Below are 26,976 nucleotides of genomic sequence, written 5' to 3' on the forward strand. Positions count from 1 at the left end.
GGCACCCTGCACTTTCCGAACCCAACCCCAGTCCTTCTGCAACTTCATCTATACATAACTTGGGGGGGCCGGGCCCCCCGCCCCACCCCCCACCCCTCAACCGGGACGTTAGATCAGGCTCCTCAGCCGACCGCCTCGACGCTCTCACCGGGCGGGCGTCCGCTCACCCGTTCGGACTCAAGGGCGGTCTGCAGGATCACCACGGCGGCGGCCTGGTCGACCACCGAGCGGCCCTTCTTCGCCTTGACCCCGGAGGCGCGCAGCCCGTGGGTCGCCGTGACGGTCGACATCCGCTCGTCCACCAGCCGCACCGGCACCGGGTAGAGCCGGTTGGCCAGCCGCGCCGCGTACCCGCGGACCTTCTCCGCCGCCGGGCCCTCCTTGCCGCTCAGCGAGCGGGGCAACCCGACGATCACCTCCATCGCGTCGTACTCCTCGACGATGGCGGCGATCCTGGCCTGCGACTTCACGCCGGCCGGGACGGTTTCCACGGGCGTGGCGAGCACCCCGTCGGGGTCGCAGGACGCGACCCCGATCCGGGCGTCACCGACGTCGACGGCGATCCGCCGCCCACGCCGGAAGGGCCTCTCCTCCTGCTCCATCAGCTGGCGCGCTCCGCGACCAGGCCGCGCACCGCGGCGATGGCCTCGCCGACCGCGGCCGGGTTGGAGCCGCCGCCCTGGGCGACGTCGTCCTTGCCGCCACCGCCGCCGCCGAGGGTCTTGGCGGCGGTCCGGACCAGCTCGCCGGCCTTGATGCCGCGGCCGCGGGCGTCCTCGTTGGTGGCGATCACGGTCAGCGGGCGGTCGTTGGCCACGGTGAAGGCGGCGACCACGGCCGGGCGCGCGCCGAGGCGGCCGCGCACGTCCAGGACCAGCTTGCGCAGCTCGTCCGCGCCCACGCCGTCGGCGACCTGGGCCGCGACCACGGCGATGCCGTGCACGTCCTCGGCCGAGTCGGCCAGGCCGGCGGCGGCGGCCAGCACCTTCTCGGCGCGGAAGCGCTCGATCTCCTTCTCGGCGTCCTTGAGCTTGGCGAGCATGCCCGAGATCTTCTCCGGCAGCTCCTCCGGACGGCCCTTGACCAGCTCGGTGAGCTGGGAGACCACGGTGTGCTCACGGGCCAGGAACTTGTACGCGTCGACGCCGACCAGCGCCTCCACGCGGCGCACGCCGGAGCCGATCGAGGACTCGCCGAGCAGCTTCACCAGGCCCAGCTGGGCGGTGTTGCCGACGTGGGTGCCACCGCACAGCTCCTTGGAGAAGTCGCCGATGGAGACGACCCGGACCTCGTCGCCGTACTTCTCGCCGAACATGGCGATGGCACCGGCCTTGCGGGCCTGGTCCATCGTCATGACCTCGGCGGTGACGTCCAGTTCACGACCCAGCACGTCGTTGATCTTCTGCTCGACGTCGACCAGCACGCTGCCCGGGACGGCGGCGGGCGAGCCGAAGTCGAAGCGGAAACGGCCGGGGGCGTTCTCGGAGCCGGCCTGGGCGGCCGTCGGGCCGAGCGCGTCGCGCAGCGCCTGGTGGGTCAGGTGGGTCGCCGAGTGGGCGCGGGCGATCGACCGGCGGCGCTCGGTGTCGATCGTGGCGTACGCCGAGGCGCCCAGCACGACCTCGCCGAACAGCACGCCGCCCGAGTGCACGATGACGCCCGGGACGGGCTGCTGCACGTCGCGGATCTCCACCACCGCGCCGGACTCCAGCCGGATCCGGCCGTGGTCGGCGAGCTGACCGCCGCCCTCGGCGTAGAACGGGGTGCGGTCGAGGATGATCTCGACCTCGTCGCCCTCGGAGGCGGCCGGCGAGGGGACGCCGTCCACCAGCAGGCCGACCACGGTGGCCTCGCCCTCGGTGAGGGCGTAGCCGGTGAAGACGCTCGCGCCGGCCTTGTCGGCGACGTCGCGGTACGCGGCGACGTCGGCGTGGCCCATCTTCTTCGCCTTGGCGTCGGCCTTGGCGCGGTCCCGCTGCTCCTGCATCAGGCGGCGGAAGCCGGCCTCGTCGACCTGGAGGCCCTGCTCCTCGGCCATCTCCAGGGTGAGGTCGATCGGGAAGCCGTAGGTGTCGTGCAGCTTGAACGCCTGCTCGCCGGAGAGCACCACGCCACCGGACTGCTTGGTGTCGGTGACCGCGGCGTCCAGCAGGTTGGTACCCGCCTTCAGGGTCTGCAGGAAGGCGCCCTCCTCGCCGATGACGACCGTCTCGATGCGCTTGCGGTCGGTCTCCAGCTCGGGGTACTGCGGCGCCATCGCCTTGATGGCGACGTCGATGAGCTCCTTGGCCACCGGCTCGGTGGCACCCAGCAGGCGCATGTTGCGGATGGCGCGGCGCAGGATGCGGCGCAGCACGTAGCCGCGGCCCTCGTTGCCGGGGGTGACGCCGTCGCCGACCAGCATGAGCGCGGTGCGGATGTGGTCGGTGACCACGCGCAGCGAGACGTCCGACTTGTGGTCGGCGCCGTAGGTGTGGCCGGTGAGCTCGGCGGCACGGTCGAGGATCATCCGGCTGGTGTCGATCTCGAAGAGGTTGTCGACGTCCTGCAGGATGGCGGCGAGGCGCTCCAGGCCGAGGCCGGTGTCGATGTTCTTGCTCGGCAGGTCGCCGAGGATCTCGAAGCCGTCCTTCCCGTCGCCGTGGCCGCGCTCGTACTGCATGAAGACCAGGTTCCAGATCTCCAGGTAGCGCTCGCCGTTGACGGCCGGGCCGCCCTCCTCGCCGTACGCGGGGCCGCGGTCGTAGTTGATCTCCGAGCACGGGCCGCACGGGCCGGGGACGCCCATCGACCAGAAGTTGTCCTTCATGCCGAGGCGCTGGATGCGCTCGGACGGGACGCCGATGACGTCACGCCAGATCTGCTCGGCCTCGTCGTCGTCCTTGTAGACGGTGATCCAGAGCTTCTCCTTCTCCAGGCCGTAGCCACCGTCCGCGACGGGGCTGGTGAGCAGCTCCCACGCGAACTTGATGGCTCCTTCCTTGAAGTAGTCGCCGAAGGAGAAGTTGCCGCACATCTGGAAGAAGGAGCCGTGCCGGGTGGTCTTCCCGACCTCCTCGATGTCCAGGGTGCGCACGCACTTCTGGACGCTGGTGGCGCGCGAGAACTGCGGCTTGACCTCGCCCAGGAAGTAGGGCTTGAACGGCACCATGCCGGCGTTGACGAGCAGCAGGGTGGGGTCGTCGGCGACCAGGGACGCCGACGGAACGACGGTGTGGCCGCGCTCCTCGAAGAAGCGCAGCCAGCGGCGGCGGATCTCAGCCGACTCCATTAGTGGTCCTTCCGGTTCGGGGTGCCGCCCCGCGGCGGCAGGGCGCGGCGGGGCGTTTCTTCAGTGGTCCGGGGGGTGGTGCGGGCACTGCGGGCGGGGGGCAGGGCGGCGGCCGGGCTGCCGGGCGCCGCCGAGATAGCTCGGTACTGCGGCTCGCCGGAGAGGGGCAACGCGGAGCGTTTCCCAGGAAGGGCGGTGGCGGGAGACGGGCGGGCTCTGCGCGCGGTGCGGGGCTCCGCCACGGCGGTGCCCCGCAGGCCGAGGTCGTCCTTCAGCTGCTCCTCGCGCTCGGCCATGCCGGCCTTCACGTCCTGCGCGAACTGCTTGGCCAGGTCGCCCAGGTGCAGCGCACCGCGCGCGGCGGTGCCGGAGAGGCTGTCCGGGGTGAGCCGCTGGACGGCCTCGTTGGCCTTGTTCATGGCCCAGACGGTGGCGCCGGCGCCGACCGCCATCCAGAAGATGCGTCGCACCATGCCGTCAGCCCCTCACCGCTCGCCGGACCCTGGAGAGCAGACCGCCCCTGGGGGCGGTCGCGGCGCGCACCTCGGCCCGGATCAGCCGGGCCAGTTCCTCGCGCTCGCCGGTCTGCAGCGGCACGGACGGCAGGGTGCCCTGCTGCTTGGCGACGGCCTTGCGGACGCCGTAGCTGAAGGCCGCGACCTTCACCAGCGGTCCGCCCAGGGTGGCGGCCACGGTGGAGGAGAGCGCGTTGGCGTTGGCGGCGGCGTCCTGCACGTTGGCGGTGATCTCGTCGACCCGCTCCAACTGCTCGTTGGCGCTGCGCACCGCGGCGCCCGCGTCGGTCAGCAGGGGCACGGCCTGATCGGTGACCGCGGAGACCAGCACGGCGGCCTCCTTCAGCACCCGGGAGAGGCGGACCAGCACGACGGCGAGCAGGGTGACCAGGACCGCCCAGAACACGGCGACGAGCAATCCGGCCAGCTCTCCCACGGACACCTTTGCGCGCTCCCTCTCCTTGCTGTTCTCCAGACGGAACCCTATCGCGCCCACGCCCGGTTTCCGGACCGGGTCGCGGCCCCGGGCGATCCGACCGGGTGTGCGATCCGCGCGCGTAACCTACCGGCCGGTCACCTCGTTCTGCCAGGCAGGCCGTCGCGCGGACGGCCCGAGCACGTCCGGACCGCGACGGTCCGGCCTGGAACACGGGGAGCAGCGGTTGGCCGGCGACTGGACAGCACAGCCCGGGGAGCCCGCGGCGGGGCCGCGCGGGCCGGAGTGCGGCCGGCTGCCGGCCGAGGTGACGGGGTTCGTCGGGCGCCGGCGGGAGCTGGCGGACGTGGCGGACCTGCTGGCCGCCGCCCGGTTGGTGACGGTGACCGGCCCCGGCGGGGTGGGCAAGAGTCGGCTGGCGCTGCGGGCGGCGGCCCACGCGGACGCCGTCTTCCCGGACGGCACCTGGCTGGTGGACGTGGCCCCGGTGCAGGACCCGCTGCTGCTCGGCCACGCCGTCCTGGAGGCCCTGCGGCTGACCGACGGCACCGCCCGTCCGCCGCTGGACGTCCTGACCGAGCAGCTGGCCGACCGGCGCCTGCTGCTGGTGCTGGACGGGTGCGAGCACCTGGTGGAGGCCTGCGCCGAGCTGGCGGACGCGCTGCTGCGGGCGCTGCCGGGCCTGCGGCTGCTGGCCACCAGCCGCACCGCGCTGCGGGCCTACGGCGAGCACCTGCTGACCCTCGCGCCGCTGCCGGTCGGTCCGGTGCCCGCGGGTGCCCCGGAGCCCGGCGCGCTGCCGGACGCGGTGCGGCTGTTCGCCGAGCGGGCCCGGGCGGTCCTGCCGTCCTTCGAGGTGACGGAGGCGAACGCGGAGGCGGTCGGCGTGCTCTGCCGACGGCTGGACGGCATCCCGCTGGCCGTGGAGCTGGCGGCCGGACGGCTGCGCGCGCTGTCGGTGGAGCAGATCACCGCCCGTCTGGACGACCGGTTCCGGCTGCTCACCGGCGGCTCCCGGACGGCGCTGCCGCGGCACCAGACGCTGCGCACGACGATCGGCTGGAGTCATGAGCTCTGCACGGTGCAGGAACGTTTACTCTGGGCCCGCCTCTCGGCCTTCGCCGGCAGCTTCGACCTCGAAGCCGCCGAGTACGTCTGCGCCGGCGAGGGCATCGAGCCCGAGGACGTGCTGGACCTGGTCGACGAACTCGTCGCCAAGTCCGTGGTGCTGCGCGAGGACAGCGCCTTCGGCGTCCGCTTCCGCCTGCTGGACACCCTGCGCGAGTACGGCGGCCACTGGCTGCGCGCCACCGGCGAGGAGCAGCGGCTGCTCCGCCGCCACCGGGACTGGTACCTCGGCGTCGCCACCTGGGGCGAGGTCGAGTGGTTCGGCCCCCGCCAGGCGGAGACCGCCGAACGCACCGAGCTGGCCCACACCAACCTCCGCGCGGCACTGGAGTTCTGCCTCGCCGAGCCCGGCGAGGAGCAGATCGCGCTGCTGCTGGCCGGCACGCTCTGGTTCTACTGGGTCGGCTGCGGCCACCTCGGCGAGGGGCGGCACTGGCTGGACCGCGCGCTCGCCGTGGGCCGCGAACCCACCGAGGCCCGCGCCAAGGCGCTGTGGGTGACCGGCTACACGGCCACGCTGCAGGGGGACCTGGGCGCCGCCCGTCCGGCCCTGGAGGAGTGCCGCCGCCAGGCCCTGGACACCGGCGACGACCGGGCCCTCGCCTACGCCGTCCACCGCCAGGGCTGCGCCGCCCTGATCGGCGACGACCCGAACCGCGCCGCCGAGCTCTTCGAGGAGGCTCTCTGGCACTACCGGACCATCGGCGAGCTCAACAGCAACGTGGTGATGGCGATGCTGGAGCTGGGTCTGGCCTACCTCTTCCAGGGCGACCTGGACAGCGGCGAGCTCTGGTTCGGCCAGGCCCGCGAACTGTGCGAGGAGCACGGCGAGCAGTGGGCGTACGCGTACGTGCTGTACGCGATGGCGTACTCGCACTGGCTGGACGGTGCGGTCCAGGCGGCCCGTGCTCTGGCCCGCGAGTGCGTCCGGCTGAACCACCTGTTCCACGACCTGCTCGGCATCGTGCTGGGGATCGACCTGCTGGCGCTGCTGGAGACCGAGCCGAGCGGCCCGGGCGAGCCGGGCGACCTGCGCGAGGCCCGGGTGCTGCAGGGCGCCGCGCACCGGATCTGGCGCACGGTCGGCACCCCGTTCCTCGGCTCGCGGAACTTCTTCGGCACCCACCAGGAGTGCGCCGAGCGGGCCCGGGCCGGTCTGGCCGAGCAGGAGTACGAGGAGTGCTACCGGGCCGGCGCCCGGCTGGACCTGGAGGAGGCCGTCTCCCGGGCGCTCGGCGGAGGAGGTTCGGCGGAGGGTTCGGAGCCGGGCGCGGGGCCCTTCTCGGTGCCGCCGGCCCCGGCCCCCTCGCCGGCCCGGAAGGGCTGAGGCACGGGCTGGAAGGGCCGTCTCACAGGCCGGAATAGCTGAAGCTTGCCCATTGCTTGAGGAGGCAAGGATCCACCCGGAAGGAGCACCATGGCCGTCCACAACGCCGCCGACGAGTACCGCATGGCGAAGTTCTACTTCGACTCCAAGGCGTACACCGATGCCGCCCGCATGCTCGAAGGCGTGCTCGCCGAGGAGCCGGCCAACCTCTCCGTCCGGCTGCTGCTCGCCCGCAGCTACTACCACTCCGCCCGACTCGGCCGCGCCGAGGCCGAGTTGCACCGGATCCTGGAGGCGAACCCGGCCGAGGACTACGCCCGGATGATGCTCGGCCGCACCCTGGAGCGCCAGGGCCGCACCGAGGAGGCCCGCCCGCACCTGCGGCTGGCCGCCGCCATGGCCGGCGAGAGCGTCTGAGCACCGGGCACAACCGGAAAACGGCGAGCCCCCGCCGCCTCGAAAGGCGACGGGGGCTCGCTGGTGGTCACGCGAAGAGCGGAACCACTCGCGGGTCAGCGCGAGTAGTACTCGACGACGAGCTGCTCGTCACAGATCACCGGGACCTCCTTGCGCTGCGGCGCGCGGTCCAGGCGGAAGGCCAGGGCCTTCAGGTTGACCTCGAGGTACTTCGGGGTCTGGCCCTCACCCGCGTAGCCACCCTCACGGGCGACCTGGAACGGGACCTTCTCCTTGCTGCGCTCGCGGACGGTCACCACGAAGCCCGGCTTCATCTGGTACGACGGCTTGTTGACCTTGCCACCGTTGACCTCGATGTGGCCGTGGACGACCATCTGGCGGGCCTGGTAGATGGTGCGGGCAATGCCCGAACGCAGCACCAGGGAGTCCAGACGGGTCTCCAGCTCGGCGACGAGCGCCTCACCGGTCTTGCCCTCGGCCTTCTTCGCGCGGTCGAACGCGCGCGCCATCTGCTTCTCGCTCAGGTCGTACTGGGCGCGCAGACGCTGCTTCTCGAGCAGACGGACCTTGTAGTCCGAGTTCTGCTTGCGACCACGGCCGTGCTGGCCGGGCGGGTACGGGCGGGCCTCGAAGTACTTGACGGACTTCGGGGTCAGCGGCACGCCGAGCGCACGCGCGATCTTGACCTTGGGACGCTTCTGGTTCGCCATGAACCAAACCTTCCTTGCTTACGAATACGGCTTTCACCAGGTGTTGACGGAGGTCGCACGTCGCGACCCGGAGAAAACCCCGCCGCCTGCGCGATGGGATCAGCCGCTCTCCGGAGCCGGGCACGAGAGTGCTTGTCACACGGACGGTCCGGAACCCCGGGCCACCCGCGACACCGAAACGGTGCGCGACGCTCCTGTTGCGGGCCCCTCGGAAGGGGCCTACGGCCGGTGTCCCGCTGGTGCGGCCGGTCGGTGGGGTCTCCCCCGCCGCCGTCCCGGGACATGGCACTCCGATCGAGTATAGCCGCCGATCACTCGCCCTTTTGCCCGGGCTCCCGCTCGGGCGCCCGCTCCGGCGTCGGCGCCGGATCCGGGTCCGGTTTCGACGCCGGCCTCGGCTCCGGCTTCTTCTCGCTCCGCCGCTCCCCGCGCAGCCGCCCCCGGGTCCAGTCCACGACGTCCGCGTAGCGGGCCTCGCCGCCGCGCCGCGTCGGCTGGTAGTACTCCTTGCCGTGCACCGCGTCCGGAGCGTACTGCTGGCCGGCGATGCCCTCCGGCAGGTCGTGCGGGTACTGGTAGCCCTTGCCGTGGCCGAGCTTGCCCGCACCGCCGTAGTGCGCGTCCCGCAGGTGCGCCGGCACCGCGCCCGCCAGGCCCTGCCGGACGTCCGCCAGCGCCGCGTCGATCGCCAGGTAGGCCGCGTTGGACTTGGGGGCCAGGGCCAGCGCGATCGCTGCCTGGGAGAGGATGATCCGCGCCTCCGGGAAGCCGATCAGGGCCACCGCCTGCGCGGCCGCCACCGCCGTCTGCAGCGCCGTCGGGTCCGCCAGGCCGACGTCCTCGCTGGCCGAGATCATCAGCCGGCGGGCGATGAACCGCGGGTCCTCGCCGGCCTCGATCATCCGGGCCAGGTAGTGCAGGGTCGCGTCCACGTCGCTGCCGCGGATCGACTTGATCAGCGCGCTCGCCACGTCGTAGTGCTGGTCGCCGTCCTTGTCGTAGCGCACCGCCGCCTGGTTGACGGCCGTCTCCGTGGTGGCCAGCGTGATGCTCGACTCGCCCTTCTCCAACGCCGCCCCGGCCGCCGCCTCCAGCGTGGTGAGCGCCCGCCGGGCGTCGCCGCCGGCCAGCCGCACCAGGTGGTCCTCGGACTCCCCGGTGAGCTCCAGCGCGCCCTCCAGGCCGCGCTCGTCGGCCACCGCGCGGCGCAGCAGCGCGCGGATGTCCTCGTCGGTCAGCGACTCCAGGGTGAGCAGCAGCGAGCGGGACAGCAGCGGGGAGATCACCGAGAAGTACGGGTTCTCGGTCGTCGCCGCGATCAGGGTGACCCAGCGGTTCTCCACGGCGGGCAGCAGCGAGTCCTGCTGGGCCTTGGAGAAGCGGTGGATCTCGTCCAGGAAGAGCACCGTCTCCCGGCCGGACATCCCGACCGCCCGCCGGGCGCCGTCGATCACCGCCCGGACCTCCTTGACCCCGGCGGTGATCGCGGAAAGCTCGACGAAGCGCCCCTCGACGGCCTGGCTGATCACGTGCGCCAGGGTGGTCTTCCCGGTGCCGGGAGGCCCCCAGAGGATCACCGAGCTGGTGGCCGCCGGCCCGCGCGAGCCCGCGACCAGTCGCCGCAGCGGCGAACCGGGCTTCAGCAGCTGCCGCTGCCCGGCGACCTCGTCCAGGGTGCGCGGTCGCATCCGTACGGCCAGGGGCGCCCGCCCGGGCTCCTTGGCCTGGCGTTCCTCGGCGGCGGCGGTGAAGAGGTCCGGTTCGTCCACACCGGAAGCCTATGCGAGCGCTCGGACAGCGGGTCCCGCGGCGGACGGCCTCGCCCGCCGCCCGCCGCCCGGGGCGACGAGGACCCGGCCTAGCCGAGCAGCCCGGCCGCGTGGTCCGGGACGTACTTCTGCAGGTCACGCGGGGGCCGCTGGTAGCCGCGCGAGGACGGCCGCGGCGGCAGCTCGATCTGCGGCGCCTTGATCTCGTGGTACGGCACGGTGGAGAGCAGGTGGGAGATCATGTTGATCCGGGCCCGGCGCTTGTCGTCGCTCTCCACCACGTGCCAGGGCGAGTCCGGGACGTCGGTGTGGATGAACATCTCGTCCTTGGCCCGCGAGTAGTCCTCCCAGCGGGTGATCGACTCGACGTCCATCGGGGAGAGCTTCCAGCGCTTCATCGGGTCCCCCAGCCGGGCCCGGAACCGCCGCTCCTGCTCGGTGTCGCTCACCGAGAACCAGTACTTGCGCAGCAGGATGCCCGCCTCGATCAGCATCCGCTCGAAGGTCGGGCACTGGTGCAGGAACTGCCAGTACTCCTCGTCGCTGCAGAAGCCCATCACCCGCTCCACCCCGGCGCGGTTGTACCAGCTGCGGTCGAACAGCACGATCTCCCCGGCCGCCGGCAGGTGCTCGACGTACCGCTGGAAGTACCACTGGGACTTCTGCCGCTCGGTCGGCATGGGCAACGCCGCGACCCGGGCGATGCGCGGGTGCAGGTACTCCGTCACCCGTTTGATCGCCCCGCCCTTGCCCGCGGCGTCACGTCCTTCGAAGACCACCACCACGCGGGCGCCCTCGACCCGCACCCACTCCTGGAGCTTCACCAGCTCCTGCTGCAGCCGCAGCAGCTCCCGCTCGTACGGCCTCTTCGCCAGTCGCTCCGGCTTCGCGGTCCACTGCTCCTCGGCCACCCTCTGACCCTCCGTCCGACCCGTGCTGATGCACACTCACCGTAGGCGCAGCACGGCGAATTCGCAGGCCGGAACGGAACCGGGCGGCGGCGGAGCGGGAGGAGTGCGGCGGTCTAGACCGCGACGAAGGGCTCGGGGTAGCGGCAGAGCCCGCGCGGGCCGCCGTCGTACGCCGTCAGCGGCAGCGCCTGGAAGTAGGCCTCCGGCACCTCGAAGGGGCCGACGACCTCGTGCCGCCCGGCCGGCGCGAAGCCGAACCGCGCGTAGTACTCCGGATCGCCGAGGACGACCACGAGCTTCTCCCCCGCGTCCTCGGCCGCCGACAGCACGGCCCGGACGACGAGCTCGCCGACGCCCCTGCGCTGCCACTCGGGCGCCACGGCGACCGGCGCGAGCGCCACCGCGTCGCCGTCCCCGACCTGCAGCCGGGTGAGCAGCGCGTGGCCGACCACCAGCCCGGTGTCGTCCACGGCGACCACCGACAGCCCGGGCAGCCAGGCGGGATGGCGGCGCAGCGCGTCGACCAGGTCGGCCTCGTCCGGACCGGGGAACGCGGCCATGTGGACGCGTCTGGTCGCCGGGGCGTCCTGCGGACATTCGATTCTCGTTGTGACCTGCATGGGGTCGACCCTCCCTGTGTCACACACCGTTGTGGACCGGCCCCGGACGGTGGGTGGACCGTCCGGGGCCGTTGCAGGTTAGCGGATGACGCGCCGTCAGGACTTGGGCTGAGCCTCGGACTTGGCGTCGTCGCGGACCTTGGGCTGGGCGTCCACGCCGGCCTCGCGGCGCTGCGCCGGGGTGATCGGGGTCGGGGCGCCGGTCAGCGGGTCACCACCGGTGGACGTCTTCGGGAAGGCGATGACGTCGCGGATGGTGTCGTACCCGCCGAGCAGGGTGACGATCCGGTCCAGACCGAAGGCGACACCACCGTGCGGCGGCGGGCCGTAGTTGAACGCGTCCAGCAGGAAGCCGAACTGCGAGGCCGCCTCCTCCTCGGAGAGGCCGATCGCGTCGAACGCCCGCTTCTGCACGTCGCGCTGGTGGATACGGATCGAACCGCCGCCCAGCTCCGAGCCGTTGAGGACCAGGTCGTACGCGTTGGACAGCGCCGCACCGGGGTCGGTGTCGAAGGTGTCCAGCGACTCGCCGGTCGGGGCGGTGAACGGGTGGTGCACCGCGTGCCAGCCCTGGAAGGCGCCCTTGTCGTCCTCGATCGGCTCGAACATCGGGAAGTCGACGACCCAGAGGAAGGCCCACTTGGACTCGTCGATCAGCTCGCAGCGGCGGCCGATCTCCAGACGGGCGGCGCCGAGCAGCTCCTGCGAGGCGCGCTCCTTGCCGGCCGCGAAGAAGACCGCGTCGCCGTTCTTGGCGCCCGCGGCGGCGGCCAGGCCGGCCAGGTGCTCCGCGGACAGGTTCTTGGCGACCGGGCCGCGCAGCTCGCCGGTCTCGGCGTCGATGAGCACGTAGGCCAGGCCCTTGGCGCCGCGCGCCTTGGCCCAGTCCTGCCAGGCGTCCAGCTGCTTGCGCGGCTGCGAGGCACCGCCGGGCATGACCACGGCGCCGACGTACGGGGCCTGGAAGACGCGGAACTCGGTGCCCTTGAAGTACTCGGTGAGGTCGGTGAGTTCCTGGCCGAAGCGGACGTCCGGCTTGTCGGAGCCGTAGCGGCCCATGGCGTCCGCGTAGGTCATCCGCGGCAGCGGGTTGGGGACCTCGTAGCCGTGCACCTCGCGCCAGATCGCACCGATGATCTTCTCGCCGAGGGCCAGGATGTCCTCCTGGTCGACGAAGGAGGCCTCGATGTCCAGCTGGGTGAACTCCGGCTGCCGGTCGGCGCGGAAGTCCTCGTCGCGGAAGCAGCGGGCGATCTGGTAGTAGCGCTCCATGCCGGCCACCATCAGCAGCTGCTTGAACAGCTGGGGCGACTGCGGCAGCGCGTACCAGTGGCCGGGCTGCAGGCGGACCGGGACGAGGAAGTCGCGGGCGCCCTCGGGGGTGGAGCGGGTGAGGTACGGCGTCTCGATGTCGAGGAAGTCGTTCTCCTCCATCACCCGGCGGATGATGTTGCTGACCTTGGAGCGCAGCCGCAGGCCCTTGGCCGGGCCCTCACGGCGCAGGTCCAGGTAGCGGTAGCGCAGCCGGACCTCCTCGTTCACCGTGCCCGGCTCGTACTCGGCGACCGGGAAGGGCAGCGGGGCGGCCTCGGAGAGGACCTCGATCGCGCTGACGACGACCTCGACGGCGCCGGTCGGGATGTCGGGGTTCTCGTTGCCCTCGGGGCGGACGCGGACGTCGCCGACGACCTTGACGCAGTACTCGGCGCGCAGGCCGTGCACCGAGTCCAGGTCGCGGACCACGATCTGCACGGTGCCGGAGGCGTCGCGCAGATCGATGAAGGCCACGCCGCCGTGGTCGCGGCGGCGGGCGACCCAGCCGGCCAGGGTGACGGTGGTGTCTGCGTGCTCCGGGCGGAGCGTGCCCGCGTCGTGCGTGCGGATCACAGCTGCTTCTCCTTCAGGGTGATGACGAGTGCGTCGAGGGCGACGGGGGTCTGCTCGCCGGTGCTCAGGTCCTTGAGCTGGACGACGCCCTCGGCGAGGTCCCGGTCCCCGGCGATCAGGGCGAAGCGGGCGCCGGACCGGTCGGCGGACTTCATGGCGTTCTTGATGCTCTTGACGCCGAAGGCGAGGTCGGTGGCCACGCCGGCCCGGCGCAGCTCGACCACCTTGGCGAACAGGACGTTCTTGGCCTCCTCGCCGAGCGCGACCGCGTACACGGCAGTGGCGGCCGGCAGGTCGAGGGTGACGCCCTCGGCCTCCAGTGCGAGGTAGGTGCGGTCCACGCCGAGGGCCCAGCCGACGGACGGCAGCGCCGGGCCGCCGATCATCTCGGAGAGGCCGTCGTAGCGGCCGCCGCCACCGATCGCGGACTGCGCGCCGAGGCCGTTGTGCACGAACTCGAAGGTGGTGCGGGTGTAGTAGTCCAGGCCGCGGACCAGCTTCGGGTCGTCCACGAAGGCCACGCCGGCCGCGGTGAGCAGCTCGCGGACCTTCTCGTCGTACGCCTTGCAGTCCTCGCACAGGTAGTCGCGCAGCATCGGGGCGCCGACCAGCTGCTCCTGCACCGACTCGCGCTTGTCGTCCAGGACGCGCAGCGGGTTGATCCCGGCGCGGCGGCGGGTGTCCTCGTCCAGGTCCAGGCCGGAGAGGAACTCGATCAGCGCGGCGCGGTAGACCGGGCGGCACTGCTTGTCGCCGAGGCTGTTGAGCAGCAGCGAGTAGTCGGCGAGGCCCAGCGAGCGGAAGGCGTCGTCGGCCAGGATGATCAGCTCGGCGTCCAGTGCCGGGTCCTCGGCGCCGATCGCCTCGGCGCCGACCTGGGAGAACTGGCGGTAGCGGCCCTTCTGGGCGCGCTCGTAGCGGTAGTACGAGCCGGAGTACCAGAGCTTGACCGGCAGGTTGCCCTGCTTGTGCAGGTTGGCCTGGAGCGCGGCACGCAGCACCGACGCGGTGCCCTCCGGGCGCAGCGCGAGTTCGTCGCCGCCCTTGGTGGTGAGGGTGTACATCTCCTTGGTGACGATGTCGGTGGACTCGCCGACGCCGCGGGAGAACAGCTTCACGTCCTCGAAGACCGGGGTCTCGACGTAGCCGTAACCGGCCCGGCGGGCGGGCGCGGCGATGCGCTCGCGGATCGCCAGGAAGGTCGCGGAGCTGGGGGGCAGCAGGTCGTAGGTGCCCTTGGGGGCGGTGAAGGTGCTCAACTTCTCTTCCGTCACATTCCTCGTCGCGGGAAAGCCGGGGCGCCGGCCGCCCCCGCTGCCTGTCGGAGGTAGGGGTTGGTGGCGCGCTCGCGGCCGATGGTGGTCTGACCGCCGTGGCCGGAGAGGACCACGGTGGAATCGTCGAGGGGCAGGCACACCCGGGCCAGCGACGTCATGATCGCCTCGCTGTCCCCGCCCGGGAGGTCGGTACGCCCGATGGAGCCGGCGAACAGCAGGTCGCCCGAGAACAGCACCGGGGGGAGGTCCTCGGCACCGGGCGTCCGGAAGGTCACCGACCCCCCGGTATGGCCCGGGGCGTGGTCCACGGTGAGCTGCAGGCCGGCCAGCTCCAGCACGCTGCCGTCGGTGAGCTCGCGCACGTCGTCGGGCTCGCCGACGGTGAGCTCGCCCATCAACTGGGTGCCCAGGGAGCGGCCGAGCGCCTTCTCCGGGTCGGACATCATGTACCGGTCCTCGGGGTGGATCCAGGCCGGGACGCCGCGGGCGCCGCAGACCGGGACCACCGAGGCCACGTGGTCGATGTGGCCGTGCGTGAGCAGCACGGCGACGGGCTTGAGCCCGTGCTCGCGGACCATGTCCTCGACGCCGCGGGCCGCCTGGTGGCCGGGGTCGACGATGACGCACTCCTCGCCCGCCGCCGGAGCGACCAGGTAGCAGTTGGTGCCCCAGGCTCCAGCGGGGAATCCGGCGATGAACACGCGCGTCCTTCGGGTGTGCGGCGGTCGGTGAGCGAGAACCACCAGTAGTGATGCTGCCTATTGGTTACTCAGGGGCAGCCTACCGGCGGTCCGGCTCCGGTTGCGAACCAGATAGGGCTGGCGGGACGGGCCGTCTGACAGGTTCACCGCGTCCTTACGGGCCCGGTCCCTACACTTGGCCGCCGAGGGATGCGATGATCCGCTCCGGAATCCATCCACTTTTCCCGCACATCCGTAGGAGACACGGCCGGTGGTCAGTAGCGAACAGCGGCGGCGGCAGCTCGCCCGCGAGAAGTACGAGCGCCAGATGGAGCGCCGGGTCGAGATGGCGGCCGCCCGCAAGCGCCGCAACACGATCATGGGCGCGTCGCTTGCCGTCGTTGTCCTGGCCGGAGGCGGGACGCTCTTCGCCACCGGCGCGTTCAACTCGGATGACAAGGGCAAGAGCGCCGCGAACGGCGCGCAGGCCGCGCCGACCCAGGCGGCCGAGCCGACCGCCCCGACCCGCAAGCCGGTCGAGGGCTGCACCGACCCCGCGCCGGGCGCCCCCAACGGCAAGAAGTGGCAGGCCGAGCCGGCCATGTCGGTCGACGCGGCCGGCTCGTACACCATGACGATGGACACCAACTGCGGCAAGGTCACGATCGCGCTGGACGCGGCCAAGGCCCCGCACACGGTGAACTCCTTCTCGTTCCTGGCCGGTGAGAAGTACTTCGACCACACCAAGTGCCACCGCCTCACCACCAGCAACATCTTCGTGCTGCAGTGCGGCGACCCGACCGCCAGCGCGACGGTCCCGGGCGGTGCGGGCGACCCCGGCTACAAGTTCGCGGACGAGAACCTGACCGGCGCGACGTACCCGGCGGGCACGGTGGCGATGGCCAACTCCGGCCCGGGCACCAACGGCAGCCAGTTCTTCCTGGTCTACAAGGACACCCCGCTGCCGCCGAAGTACACCCCCTTCGGGAAGATCACCGGCGGCCTGGACGTGGTGCAGAAGATCGCCGCCGCCGGCACCCTGGAGGGCGGCACGGACGGCCACCCGATGGCGGACGTGACGCTCAACGCCCTTACAGTGTCGAAGGGTTGAGCAATCCCGGGACGGTCGGCGCGCGGTGTCCGCACCGCCGCCGCCCGGCCCCGGCCCGAAATCGCCCGGCCCGGATGCGGACAGCACCGGGCCTGGTCGCCTATGTTGGCGTTGTATAGGGTGCCCGGACCCGCCTAGCCGCCACCCTCGGCAGCAAGGCACGGCGGACGGGGACGGCGGACTCATCGGTCCGCCGCACATCAACTGTGGACGACGGTCGCGCGCCGCCCCGGCGCGGGCGCGACGTCATGTGGAGGACGCGCTATGAGCAGCGACCCGTGGGGCCGTGTGGACGAGCAGGGCACGGTCTACGTCAGGACGGCCGACGGCGAACGCGTCGTGGGTTCCTGGCAGGCCGGCTCGCCCGAGGAGGCCCTCGCCTACTTCGAGCGCAAGTACCAGGGCATCGAGGTGGAGATCGGCCTGCTGGAGAAGCGGGTGCGCACCACCGACCTGGCCGCCAAGGACGCCCAGACCGCACTGGAGCACCTGCGCGCGCAGGTGGTCGAGGGGCACGCGGTCGGCGACCTGGAGTCCCTGGCCAAGCGGCTGGACACGCTCGCCGGCGAGATCGAGACCCGGCGCGAGGAGCGCAAGGCCGCCCGCGCCAAGGCGCAGGACGAGGCCCGCGCGGCCAAGGAGGCCCTGGTCGCCGAGGCCGAGCAGCTCGCCGAGTCGACCCAGTGGCGGGAGGCCGGGGACCGGCTGCGCGCCCTGGTGGACACCTGGAAGGGCCTGCCCCGCCTGGACCGCAAGAGCGACGACGAGCTGTGGCACCGCTTCTCGCACGCCCGCTCGGTCTTCTCCAAGCACCGCAAGGCGCACTTCGCCACCCTGGACGCCGAGCGCGAGACCGCGCGGCAGACCAAGGAGGCCCTGGTCGCCGAGGCCGAGGCCCTGTCCTCGTCCACGGACTGGGGCAGCACCGCGGCCGCCTACCGCGACCTGATGGCGCGCTGGAAGGGCGCCGGCCGTGCCCAGCGCGACATCGAGGACGAGCTGTGGGCCCGGTTCCGCGGCGCGCAGGACGTCTTCTTCCAGGCCCGCTCCGCGGTGTTCAGCGAGCGGGACGCCGAGCAGGTGGAGAACCAGAAGCTCAAGGAGGCGCTGGCCACCGAGGCCGAGGCGATCCTGCCGATCACCGACCTGAAGGCCGCCAAGGCCGCGCTGCGCGAGGTCAACGAGCGCTGGGAGGCGATCGGGCACGTGCCGCGCGAGGTCCGTCCGAAGCTGGACGGCCGGCTGAACGCGGTCGAGCGGGCCATCCGCGAGGCCGAGGACAGCGAGTGGAAGCGCTCCAACCCGGAGGCCAAGGCCCGCGCGGCCGGCATGGTCGGCCTCTTCCAGGCCAAGGCCGACAAGATCCAGGCCGACCTGGACAGGGCCCGCGCCGCCGGCAACGCCTCCAAGGTCGCCAAGCTTGAGTCCGAGCTGGCCGGTGTGCAGACGCTGCTGGAGCAGGCGCACAAGAGCCAGGAGGAGTTCAGCGGCTGATCACCGCCGAACGGACCGGCCGGACGACGAAGGCCCCCGGGGAGCTTCCCCGGGGGCCTTCGTCATGCCGTTCCCGTCACGTCCGGCGCGACACCGCCGTCACTTCGACACCGCCGTCACTTCCGGGCGGAGGTGACGCGGTAGACGTCGTACACGCCCTCGACACCGCGCACCGCCTTGAGCACGTGGCCGAGGTGCTTCGGGTCGCCCATCTCGAAGGTGAAGCGGCTCATCGCCACCCGGTCGCGTGAGGTCTGCACCGCCGCCGACAGGATGTTGACGTGCTGGTCGGAGAGCACCCGGGTGACGTCCGAGAGCAGGCGGGAGCGGTCCAGCGCCTCGACCTGGATGGCCACCAGGAAGACCGAGGACTGGGTGGCCGCCCACTCGACGTCGATCATGCGCTCCGGCTGCTGGCTCAGCGACTCCACGTTGACGCAGTCGGCGCGGTGCACCGACACGCCGTTGCCGCGGGTCACGAAGCCGACGATCGGGTCGCCGGGCACCGGGGTGCAGCAGCGGGAGAGCTTGACCCAGACGTCCTCGACGCCCTTGACGATCACGCCCGGGTCGCCCTTGGCCCTGCGGCGCGCCGCCCGGCGGTTGTCGTGCGTCGGGGTGGCGGTCTCCGCCAGGTCCTCGGTCGCGCCCTCCTCGCCGCCGAGCGCCTGGACCAGCTTCTGGACGATGTTCTGCGCGGCGACGTGCCCCTCGCCGATCGCGGCGTAGAGCGAGGAGATGTCGGGGTAGCGCATCTCGTGGGCCAGGGTGACCAGCGAGTCGCCGGTCAGGATCCGCTGGATCGGCAGGCCCTGCTTGCGCATCGCCCGGACGATCGCCTCCTTGCCGTGCTCGATCGCCTCCTCACGGCGCTCCTTGGAGAACCAGGCGCGGATCTTGTTGCGGGCGCGCGGCGACTTGACGAAGCCCAGCCAGTCCCGGGAGGGGCCGGCGTTCTCCGCCTTGGAGGTGAACACCTCGACGGTGTCGCCGTTCTCCAGGGTCGACTCCAGCGGCACCAGCCGCCCGTTCACCCGGGCGCCTATCGTCCGGTAACCGACCTCGGTGTGCACCGCGAAGGCGAAGTCGACCGGGGTCGCGCCCGCCGGCAGGGCTATCACGTCGCCCTTGGGGGTGAAGACGAAGACCTCGTTGCTGGCCAGGTCGAAGCGCAGCGACTCCAGGAACTCTCCCGGGTCGGCGGTCTCCTTCTGCCAGTCCAGCAGCTGCCGCAGCCAGGCCATCTCGTTGACGGCGCCGGCCTTGTCGTCCTTGCGGACCTGGGTCGGGGTGTCGGTCCGCACCTTGGAGGCCCCGGCGACCGCGCGCTGCTTGTACTTCCAGTGCGCGGCGATGCCGTACTCGGCCCGCCGGTGCATGTCGAAGGTGCGGATCTGGAGCTCGACGGGCTTGCCCCCGGGACCGATCACCGTCGTGTGCAGCGACTGGTACATGTTGAACTTGGGCATCGCGATGTAGTCCTTGAACCGCCCCGGCACCGGGTTCCACCGCGCGTGGATGGTGCCCAGCGCCGCGTAGCAGTCGCGGACGGTGTCGACCAGGACCCGGATGCCCACCAGGTCGTAGATCTCGGCGAAGTCCCGGCCCCGGACGATCATCTTCTGGTAGACCGAGTAGTAGTGCTTCGGCCGGCCGGTGACGGAGGCGGTGATCCGGGCGCCGCGCAGGTCCGCCTGGACCTGGTCGATGACCGTCGCCAGGTACTCGTCCCGCTTGGGGGCGCGCTCGGCGACCAGCCGGACGATCTCGTCGTACATCTTGGGGTAGAGGATCGCGAAGGCGAGGTCCTCCAGCTCCCACTTGATGGTGTTCATGCCCAGCCGGTGCGCCAGCGGGGCGTAGATCTCCAGCGTCTCGCGGGCCTTCTTCTCCTGCTTCTCCCGCTTGAGGTAGCGCATGGTGCGCATGTTGTGCAGGCGGTCGGCCAGCTTGATCACCAGGACCCGCGGGTCCTTGGCCATCGCGACGACCATCTTGCGCACGGTCTCGGCCTGCGCGGCCTCGCCGAACTTGACCCGGTCCAGCTTGGTGACGCCGTCCACCAGCAGGGCCACCGAGTCGCCGAAGTCCTTGCGCAGGGTCTCCAGGCCGTAGTCGGTGTCCTCGACGGTGTCGTGCAGCAGCCCGGCCATCAGCGTCGGCGCGTCCATCCCGAGCTCGGCGAGGATCGTCGCGACGGCCAGCGGGTGGGTGATGTACGGGTCGCCGCTCTTGCGCTTCTGACCGCGGTGCCACCTCTCGGCGACCGCGTACGCCTTCTCGATCTCGCGCAGCAGCGCCGGGTCGGCCTTGGGGTCGTTCGCCCGGATCGAACGGAACAGCGGTTCCAGAACGGGGTTGAGCACGCTGGAACGCTGGCCGCCGAGGCGGGCCAGGCGGGCGCGCATGCCGCCGGTGGAACCGCGGCCGGACGGGGCGGGCGAACGCGGGGAGGTCGGAGCCGGGCGTGCCGGGGTGGCCCCCGAGGGCGTGGGACGGTCTTCGGGGGCGGCCGCTGCGGCCGTGGGCACAACCTCGTCGGGCAAGGACAACTCCTCGGGGCACCGGGCCGACCCCTGCCGGGGCCCGCACGAGCGGACACAACCGGGAGGGGATGAATCTTCATGGTACCGAGCCGGGCGCCCCGGTGTTCATCCGGCCGGGCCAGGAAACGGAGGGGCGGCGGTCGGATCGCTCCGGCCGCCGCCCCTTCGCACACGTCCCTCAGACCGTGACCAGCGTCTCCAGCGGAGCGCCGGCCAGGTGCCCGGCCAGCCGCGCGCGGCCGTCCAGGAAACCCAGCTCCATGAGCACCACGACGCCCACCAGTTCGGCGCCGGCCTCCTTCACGAGGTCCAGTGAGGCACCGATGGTCCCACCGGTGGCCAGCACGTCGTCCACCACCAGCACCCGCTCACCGGGTGCGAAGGCGTCGCACTGGACCTCCAGCGTCGCCGAGCCGTACTCCAGCTCGTACGAGCGCCGGAACACCTCGCCGGGCAGCTTGCCCTGCTTGCGGATCGGCACGAAGCCGAGCCCGGCCTCGACGGCCGCCGGGGCCGCCAGCACGAAGCCGCGCGCCTCCAGGCCCACCACCTTGGTCGCCCCGAGCTCCTTCGCACGGTCCGCGAGCGCCCGGGTGAGGGCGCCGAAGGCCTCGGCGTCGGCGAGCAGCGGCGCGATGTCCTTGAACAGCACGCCCGGCTTCGGGTAGTCCGGGACGTCCCGGATCCGGCTGTTCAGCAGCTCGGCCAGGGGGGTGTCGGCGGTGGTCACGGTGGTGTCGTCCTCGGGGTTCGTGGTTCGGTTCAGCGCTTGGTGGACGGACGGCCCTTGGCACGGGAGCCGGCCGCGCTGCCGCGCTGACCGACCATGCCCGCGGGCTGGCCCTCCTCGGCGACGTCGTCCGCGGGCCCCTCGTCCCCGGCCTTGGCGGCCGCGGCCCGGTGCTGCAGGACACGCTTGCGCAGCGCCTTCATCTCCGGCTGCTCCTCCTTGAGCTGCGCCAGCAGCGGGGTGGCGACGCAGATCGAGGAGTAGGCACCGGCCGCGAGGCCGATGAACAGCGCGAGCGAGATGTCGTTCAGCGTGCCGGCGCCCAGGAGGCCGCCACCGATGAACAGCAGCGCGGCGACCGGCAGCAGCGCCACCACGGTGGTGTTGAGCGAGCGCACCAGGGTCTGGTTGAGGCCCGCGTTGGCCGCGTCGCTGTAGGTGAGCTTGTTCTGCTTGGCGAGCCCCTTGGTGTTCTCCTTCACGGTGTCGAAGACGACGACCGTGTCGTAGAGCGAGTACCCGAGGATCGTCAGGAAGCCGATCACCGTACCGGGGGTGACCTCGAAGCCCACCAGGGCGTAGACCCCGATGGTGATCAGGAGGTCGTGGATGAGGGCGACCAGGGCGGCCACCGCCATCCGCCACTCGAAGGCGATCGCGAGGTAGACCGTCACCAGGATCATGAAGATGATCAGACCGGTGAGCGCCTTGTTGGAGATCTGCTTGCCCCAGCTGGGGCCGATCACCTGCGCCTCGACGGTGTCCAGCGGAACGCCGACCTTCTCGGCGAGCTGCGCGCGCACCTCGTCCGAGCTCTTCGGCTCCTCGGTGCTGACCTGGATGCGGATCTTGCCGTTGTCGGTCGACTGCACCAGCGGGTGCGAGGAGACGACCTGGTCGGCCTTCTCCTGCGCCTGCGAGACGGTCAGGCCGGGCTTGGACACGGTGTAGACCGAGCCGCCCTTGAACTCGATGCCCAGGTGCAGGCCCATGGCCAGACCGATCGCCGCGACCAGCACGATCACGCCGGAGATGGAGTACCAGAGCTTGCGGCGCCCGACGAAGTCGAAGCTGATTTCGCCCTGGTAGAGCCGGTGGCCCAGATTGGAGAAGCGCGACACGGTGTCAGGCCTCCTTCACGGCGGCAGAGGAGGAGGAGCTACGGCGACGGCTACTGCGCAGCGGCGGGCGGGCGCCCAGCCGCTTCGGGTCCAGGCCGGACCACGGGTGGCCGTCGAGGAAGAACTTGCGGCGGGCCAGCAGCGTGATCAGCGGCTTGGTGAACAGGAAGATCACCACGACGTCGAGCGCGGTGGTCAGACCCAGGGTGAACGCGAAGCCCTGGACCTTGCCGACCGAGACCACGTAGAGCACGGCGGCGCAGAGGAAGGACACGAAGTCCGAGACCAGGATCGTGCGCCGGGCGCGCGGCCAGGCCCGCTGGACCGCCGGGCGCAGCGGGGCGCCCTCGCGGACCTCGTCGCGGATGCGCTCGAAGTACACGATGAAGGAGTCGGCGGTGATGCCGATCGCGACGATCGCACCGCAGACCGCGGGCAGGTTCAGCGCGAAGCCGATCCCGCCGCCGAGCAGGCTCATGATCGAGTAGGTCATGATCGCCGAGACGATCAGACCGGCGATCGAGACCAGGCCCAGGCCGCGGTAGTAGATCAGCGAGTAGGCGACGACGAGCAGCATGCCGATCAGGCCGGCGACGAGGCCGGCCTTGAGCTGGTCGCTGCCGAGCGCCGGGGAGACGGTGGTGATGTCGCTCTTGGTGAACTCCAGCGGCAGGGCGCCGTAGCTGAGCACGTTGGACAGGTCCTGCGCCTCGGCCTGGGTGAACCGGCCGGTGATGACCGCGCTGCCACCCGGGATCGGGCCGTTGACCTGCGGGTGCGAGACGACCTGGTTGTCCAGGACGATGGCGAACTGGTTGTTCGGCGGGGTCTGGGTGGCCAGCTGGCCGGTGACCTTGGCGAAGGCGTCAGTACCGGTGCCGTTGAACTGCAGCTGGACCTGCCAGCCGGCACCGGTCTGGGTGTCGATGCTCGCCTGGGCCTTGGAGACGTCCGCGCCCTTCACGGCCGCGGGGCCGAGCGCCAGCTTCTCGTAGTAGCCGTTCTCGGCCTTCTGGGAGCAGGCGACGACGGCCTTGTCCTCGGCGCCGGTCTGGGCGGAGCGGACCTCGGGCTTGGAGCAGTCGAGGGCGGCGAACGCCGCGGACAGCTCCGGCGGCACGGTGCCCTGGGTCATCGCGGCGCTCAGGTCGGCGGCGCTCGGCGGAGTGGCCGGGGCGCTCGGGGTGCCGGTGGCGGCCGGGGCGGCGCTGCCGGTCGCGGCGGCGGACGGGGCCGCGCTCGCGCCGGTGGCGGCCGCGGACGGGGAGGAGCCGGCTGCCAGTGCCTCACCGACGGTGCGGCCCTGCTTGGTGGCGCTCGCGCTCGCGGACGGCGTGCCGGTCGCGGCGGTGGACGGGGTCGCACCGGCGGACGGGGTACCGGTGGCACCGGCGGACGGGCTGCCGGTGGGCGCCGGGGCGGTGACACCGCTCGGGGCCACGGCCAGGACCGGGCGGAAGAACAGCTTGGCGGTGGTACCGACCTGGTCCGCCGCGTTCTGCTGGTTGCCGCCCTTGGGGATGTTCACGATGATCGTGTTGTCGCCCTGGGTCTGGACCTCCGCCTCGGAGACACCCATGCCGTTGACGCGGCGCTCGATGATCCCGGTGGCGATGTCCATGTTGGACTTGCTGACCGCCTTGGGGTCGGACGACTTCGCGGTCAGCGTGATGCTGGTGCCACCGGCGAGGTCGATACCGAGCCGGGGCTTGGTGTTGCCCGTCCCGAACATGAGGGCGACCAGTCCGACGGTGACGACCAGGATGAGGGCCAGCGCCCGCCCTGGGTAGCCGTCGCGCGGGCGCGACTTGGGTGTTGCCACCTTGCTCGTTTCTCCCTGTCCATGCCACATCCCCGACCGGACCCCCGTCCGGCTGGTGGCTGAACGGGGGTGGGGAGGTTCTGCGGCCCTGAGGTCCTGTGGGCTCGCGGCACTGTGCCGCGCGGCCGTGCGGGTTGCCCGGCCGTACTACTTGCTCGCGGGAGCCCCGCCCTCGACGTCGCCCTTCTCGGCGCCGTCCTTGGTGAGCGACAGCGGCTTGTCCTCGACCGGCTCGGCGTCGGCGTCCTCGGCCTCCGGCTCGGGGAACTCGTCGTCGGCGGGGCGGCCGTTGATGATCGCGTCGTACTCCTGGGGGTCCAGGACGGCCGCGATCGCGCTCTTGGTGAAGTGGGTGACCACGCCGGGCGCGATCTCCAGCTCGACGGTCTCGTCGTTGACCGCCTTCACCTGGGCGTACAGACCGCCGATGGTGCGCACTCCCGCCCCGGGCTCCAGCGCGGTCTGCATGCTCTGCTGCTGCTGCTGGCGCTTCTTCTGCGACCGGAACATGAGCACGATCGCGATGATCGGGAGGAGAAGGATGATGAGGTTCACTGCAGCCAGGGTCCTTTACGGGCCGCCGGCCGGCGGCCTGTGTGGTATGGGTCGGCCCGTCAGGTGAGAGGGGCGGTCCGGCGGAGTCTATGCAACCCCGAACTGATCGGACAACGCCAAGCATCGCATCCTGCCGCCGAAAGTGGCGACCCTCCGCCTGCACAGTTTCCCCGGGCTTCGTTCCCGGCTCCTCCTTGCGGTGCGGTGGCCGCACCGGGCGGGAACGCACCACCGCGACTCACCCGTTCAGCCGATGGCGGTCAACTTTCGTCGGCCGGGAAGAGCTCCGGCTGGGGCGGCACACCGCCCCGGGAGGTCTGGACCGGCGGGGTCTGCACCGACGGGGTCAGGCCGAGGTGCTGCCAGGCCGCGGCGGTGGCGATCCGCCCGCGCGGGGTCCGGGCGAGCAGGCCCTCGCGGACCAGGAAGGGCTCCGCCACCTCCTCGACCGTCTCGGCCTCCTCCCCCACGGCGACCGCGAGTGTCGACAAACCGACCGGTCCGCCGCCGAACAGCCGCAGCAGCGCGTCCAGCACCGCGCGGTCCAGCCGGTCCAGGCCGCGGGCGTCCACCTCGTAGACGGCCAGCGCCTGGGCGGCGATCCCGGCGGTGACCACCCCGTCGTGCCGGACCTGCGCGTAGTCGCGGACCCGGCGCAGCAGCCGGTTGGCGATGCGGGGCGTGCCGCGCGAGCGCCCGGCGATCTCGGCCGCGCCGGCCGGGTCTATCTCGACGTCCAGCAGCGCGGCCGAGCGGTGCACCACCCGCTGGAGCTCGGCCGGGGCGTAGAACTCCATGTGCCCGGTGAAGCCGAAGCGGTCGCGCAGCGGCGGCGGCAGCAGGCCGGCCCGGGTGGTGGCGCCGACGAGCGTGAAGGGCGGCAGCTCCAGCGGGATGGCGGTGGCGCCCGGACCCTTGCCGACGATCACGTCGACCCGGAAGTCCTCCATCGCCATGTACAGCATCTCCTCGGCGGGCCGGGACATCCGGTGGATCTCGTCGAGGAAGAGCACCTCCCCCTCGGTGAGCGAGGACAGGATCGCCGCGAGGTCACCCGCGTGCTGGATCGCCGGGCCGGAGGTGATCCGGATCGGGGCGCCCAGCTCGGCCGCGATGATCATGGAGAGGGTGGTCTTGCCCAGCCCGGGCGGCCCGCTCAGCAGGACGTGGTCGGGCGCGGCGCCGCGCTTGCGGGCGGCCTGGAGCACCAGGGACAGCTGCTCGCGCACCCGCTCCTGGCCGATGAACTCGTCCAGCAGCTTGGGGCGCAGCGCCGCCTCCACCGCCTGGTCCTCACCGTCGGCGGCAGCCGTGACCAGCCGGTCGGCGGGTTCCGAGTCGTACATCGTGGCGTGCTCCAGGGTCTCCGAAGTCGACAAAGGGACAGATCGTCAGGTGGTCTCAGCGGGCCCGGTTGAGGCCCCGCAGCGCGAGCCGGAGCAGGGCGCCGACGTCCGGCGTCTGCTGGGCCTCGGCCTCCGGGGTGACGGCCGCGACCGCTTCGTCCGCCTCGCGCGGGGCGTAGCCGAGGCCGGTCAGCGCGGAGTGCAGCTGCTCGCTCCACGGCGCCGGGCCGCTCGCGATCGGCTTCTGCGCGGGCACCGCGCCGTGCGGGGCGCCCAGCTTGTCCTTGTACTCCAGCAGCAGCTTGGCCGCCTTCGCCTTGCCGATGCCCGGGACGGCGACCAGCGCCTTCTCGTCACCGTTCGCGATCGCGGCCCGCAGCGCGTCGGGGCTGTGCACCCCGAGGATCGCCTGCGCCAGCTTGGGGCCGACGCCCGGCGCGGCCTGCAGGATCTCGAAGACGGCGCGCTCGTCGTCGTCCGCGAAGCCGAACAGCGTCAGCGAGTCCTCCCGGACCACCAGCGAGGTCGCCAGCCGGGCCGACTCGCCCAGCCGCAGACCGGCCAGGGTGTTCGGGGTGCACTGCACCGCCATGCCCACCCCGCCGACCTCGACCACCGCGAGCCCCGAGGAGATGGCCGCCACGGGCCCTTGAACGAAGGCGATCACCGGCCGGTGCCTTTCACAGGAGCAGTGCCTCTCGGGTAAGCGGAACGGGCTCTCGCCGGTTCGGAGCGGGGGGCGGCGCGGGCGGCCAGGACGGCGGCCTCCAGGCGGTTGGTCGCCCCGCCGCGCCAGATGTGACAGATCGCGAGCGCCAGCGCGTCGGCGGCGTCCGCCGGCTTGGGCGGGGCGTCCAGCCGCAGCAGGCGCTGCACCATGGCCGTGACCTGGGCCTTGTCGGCCCGGCCGGAGCCGGTGACGGCCGCCTTGACCTCACTCGGGGTGTGCAGGGTGACGGGGATGCCGCGGCGCGTCGCGCAGAGCATCGCGACGGCGCTGGCCTGGGCCGTACCCATCACCGTCCGCACGTTGTGCTGGGCGAAGACCCGCTCGACGGCGACCAGGTCGGGCCGGTGCTCGTCCAGCCAGGCCTCGATGCCCTGCTCGACCAGCAGCAGCCGCTGCCCGATCTCGGCGTCGGCGGGCGTGCGCACCACCCCGACCCCGGCCATCCGCAGGGGCCGGCCCGGCGCGCCCTCGACCACGCCGACCCCGCACCTGGTCAGCCCCGGGTCCACGCCCAGTACCCGTACCACTCGCCCCGCCTCTCCCTGACTCGCCACTCGCGGCGAAGGACCTCCG

General features: G+C 72.1%; 23 protein-coding genes. 4 read left to right on the forward strand and 19 right to left on the reverse strand.

The features are described 5' to 3' along the window. Nucleotides 1-122: 122 nt before the first annotated feature. Genes ruvX through ACFV04_RS23640 form a run of 4 tightly spaced genes read right to left on the reverse strand, consistent with a single transcriptional unit; the run spans nucleotide 123 to nucleotide 4,228 of the window. Nucleotides 123-602, reverse strand: a complete 480-nt coding sequence (ruvX, locus tag ACFV04_RS23625; RefSeq protein ID WP_360266355.1) for a Holliday junction resolvase RuvX — start codon at nucleotides 600-602, stop codon at nucleotides 123-125. Then, nucleotides 602-3,271 (reverse strand): alanine--tRNA ligase, encoded by a 2,670-nt coding sequence (alaS, locus tag ACFV04_RS23630; protein ID WP_380531905.1) that lies wholly within the window; start codon nucleotides 3,269-3,271, stop codon nucleotides 602-604. The genes ruvX and alaS overlap by 1 nt, the downstream gene beginning before the upstream one ends. Further along, nucleotides 3,271-3,744, reverse strand: coding sequence for a DUF6167 family protein (locus ACFV04_RS23635; RefSeq protein WP_380338413.1), 474 nt, complete (start codon nucleotides 3,742-3,744; stop codon nucleotides 3,271-3,273). The genes alaS and ACFV04_RS23635 overlap by 1 nt, the downstream gene beginning before the upstream one ends. Before the next feature lie 4 nt (nucleotides 3,745-3,748). Continuing rightward, on the reverse strand, nucleotides 3,749-4,228 hold the full coding sequence (locus tag ACFV04_RS23640; RefSeq protein WP_360266349.1) for a DUF948 domain-containing protein: 480 nt from the start codon (nucleotides 4,226-4,228) through the stop codon (nucleotides 3,749-3,751). A gap of 220 nt (nucleotides 4,229-4,448) precedes the next feature. Between ACFV04_RS23640 and ACFV04_RS23645 the strand changes: the two genes are divergently transcribed. Both ACFV04_RS23645 and ACFV04_RS23650 read left to right on the forward strand, forming a co-directional pair. Then, a complete protein-coding gene (locus tag ACFV04_RS23645) occupies nucleotides 4,449-6,677 on the forward strand; it encodes an ATP-binding protein (protein ID WP_380531910.1) in 2,229 nt (742 codons plus the stop codon). Between the two features lie 90 nt (nucleotides 6,678-6,767). Next, on the forward strand, nucleotides 6,768-7,094 hold the full coding sequence (locus ACFV04_RS23650; protein ID WP_380338406.1) for a tetratricopeptide repeat protein: 327 nt from the start codon (nucleotides 6,768-6,770) through the stop codon (nucleotides 7,092-7,094). Between the two features lie 95 nt (nucleotides 7,095-7,189). Here ACFV04_RS23650 and rpsD read toward each other — a convergent pair whose 3' ends face one another. The 7 genes from rpsD to ACFV04_RS23685 form a co-directional block, all read right to left on the reverse strand. Continuing rightward, nucleotides 7,190-7,804, reverse strand: a complete 615-nt coding sequence (rpsD, locus tag ACFV04_RS23655; protein ID WP_063346792.1) for a 30S ribosomal protein S4 — start codon at nucleotides 7,802-7,804, stop codon at nucleotides 7,190-7,192. A 311-nt stretch (nucleotides 7,805-8,115) separates the two neighbouring features. Further along, nucleotides 8,116-9,573 (reverse strand): AAA family ATPase, encoded by a 1,458-nt coding sequence (locus ACFV04_RS23660; protein ID WP_380531914.1) that lies wholly within the window; start codon nucleotides 9,571-9,573, stop codon nucleotides 8,116-8,118. Between the two features lie 89 nt (nucleotides 9,574-9,662). Continuing rightward, entirely contained in the window at nucleotides 9,663-10,484 is an 822-nt protein-coding gene (gene ppk2 / locus ACFV04_RS23665) for a polyphosphate kinase 2 (RefSeq protein WP_380531917.1), read from the reverse strand. Between the two features lie 113 nt (nucleotides 10,485-10,597). Then, the gene (locus tag ACFV04_RS23670; RefSeq protein WP_360266334.1) at nucleotides 10,598-11,104 is read right to left on the reverse strand and encodes an N-acetyltransferase; all 507 of its coding nucleotides are present in this window, start codon (nucleotides 11,102-11,104) and stop codon (nucleotides 10,598-10,600) included. Nucleotides 11,105-11,200: 96 nt separating this feature from the next. Beyond that, a complete protein-coding gene (gene aspS, locus ACFV04_RS23675; RefSeq protein WP_380531920.1) occupies nucleotides 11,201-12,991 on the reverse strand; it encodes an aspartate--tRNA ligase in 1,791 nt (596 codons plus the stop codon). Next, nucleotides 12,988-14,250: a histidine--tRNA ligase gene (hisS, locus tag ACFV04_RS23680; protein WP_380531923.1), complete on the reverse strand. Its 1,263-nt coding sequence runs from the start codon at nucleotides 14,248-14,250 to the stop codon at nucleotides 12,988-12,990. The genes aspS and hisS overlap by 4 nt, the downstream gene beginning before the upstream one ends. Nucleotides 14,251-14,261: 11 nt before the next feature. Next, on the reverse strand, nucleotides 14,262-14,969 hold the full coding sequence (locus ACFV04_RS23685) for an MBL fold metallo-hydrolase (protein ID WP_360266327.1): 708 nt from the start codon (nucleotides 14,967-14,969) through the stop codon (nucleotides 14,262-14,264). Between the two features lie 250 nt (nucleotides 14,970-15,219). Between ACFV04_RS23685 and ACFV04_RS23690 the strand changes: the two genes are divergently transcribed. Beyond that, nucleotides 15,220-16,059, forward strand: a complete 840-nt coding sequence (locus tag ACFV04_RS23690) for a peptidylprolyl isomerase (protein ID WP_380338387.1) — start codon at nucleotides 15,220-15,222, stop codon at nucleotides 16,057-16,059. Nucleotides 16,060-16,323: 264 nt separating this feature from the next. Then, entirely contained in the window at nucleotides 16,324-17,553 is a 1,230-nt protein-coding gene (locus ACFV04_RS23695; RefSeq protein WP_360266322.1) for a DUF349 domain-containing protein, read from the forward strand. A gap of 116 nt (nucleotides 17,554-17,669) precedes the next feature. On the opposite strand, the gene ACFV04_RS23700 is transcribed toward ACFV04_RS23695, so the two are convergent. The 8 genes from ACFV04_RS23700 to ruvC all read right to left on the reverse strand — a co-directional run bounded on the left by ACFV04_RS23700 (nucleotide 17,670) and on the right by ruvC (nucleotide 26,930). After that, nucleotides 17,670-20,099: a RelA/SpoT family protein gene (locus tag ACFV04_RS23700; RefSeq protein ID WP_380338382.1), complete on the reverse strand. Its 2,430-nt coding sequence runs from the start codon at nucleotides 20,097-20,099 to the stop codon at nucleotides 17,670-17,672. A 178-nt stretch (nucleotides 20,100-20,277) separates the two neighbouring features. Beyond that, the gene (locus tag ACFV04_RS23705) at nucleotides 20,278-20,829 is read right to left on the reverse strand and encodes an adenine phosphoribosyltransferase (protein ID WP_380531927.1); all 552 of its coding nucleotides are present in this window, start codon (nucleotides 20,827-20,829) and stop codon (nucleotides 20,278-20,280) included. Between the two features lie 32 nt (nucleotides 20,830-20,861). Beyond that, on the reverse strand, nucleotides 20,862-21,950 hold the full coding sequence (gene secF / locus ACFV04_RS23710) for a protein translocase subunit SecF (protein ID WP_380338376.1): 1,089 nt from the start codon (nucleotides 21,948-21,950) through the stop codon (nucleotides 20,862-20,864). A 4-nt stretch (nucleotides 21,951-21,954) separates the two neighbouring features. After that, on the reverse strand, nucleotides 21,955-23,772 hold the full coding sequence (secD, locus tag ACFV04_RS23715) for a protein translocase subunit SecD (protein ID WP_380531930.1): 1,818 nt from the start codon (nucleotides 23,770-23,772) through the stop codon (nucleotides 21,955-21,957). Between the two features lie 147 nt (nucleotides 23,773-23,919). After that, nucleotides 23,920-24,327 (reverse strand): preprotein translocase subunit YajC, encoded by a 408-nt coding sequence (yajC, locus tag ACFV04_RS23720; protein ID WP_380338370.1) that lies wholly within the window; start codon nucleotides 24,325-24,327, stop codon nucleotides 23,920-23,922. 260 nt (nucleotides 24,328-24,587) lie between these two features. Further along, entirely contained in the window at nucleotides 24,588-25,673 is a 1,086-nt protein-coding gene (gene ruvB / locus ACFV04_RS23725) for a Holliday junction branch migration DNA helicase RuvB (RefSeq protein WP_380531953.1), read from the reverse strand. A gap of 55 nt (nucleotides 25,674-25,728) precedes the next feature. After that, the gene (ruvA, locus tag ACFV04_RS23730; RefSeq protein ID WP_380338367.1) at nucleotides 25,729-26,340 is read right to left on the reverse strand and encodes a Holliday junction branch migration protein RuvA; all 612 of its coding nucleotides are present in this window, start codon (nucleotides 26,338-26,340) and stop codon (nucleotides 25,729-25,731) included. Then, a complete protein-coding gene (gene ruvC / locus ACFV04_RS23735) occupies nucleotides 26,337-26,930 on the reverse strand; it encodes a crossover junction endodeoxyribonuclease RuvC (RefSeq protein ID WP_380338364.1) in 594 nt (197 codons plus the stop codon). Before ruvC ends, ruvA begins: the two co-directional genes overlap by 4 nt. Between the last annotated feature and the right edge of the window lie 46 nt (nucleotides 26,931-26,976).

This window comes from Kitasatospora sp. NPDC059599 (assembly GCF_042735125.1).
Lineage (GTDB): Bacteria > Actinomycetota > Actinomycetes > Streptomycetales > Streptomycetaceae > Kitasatospora.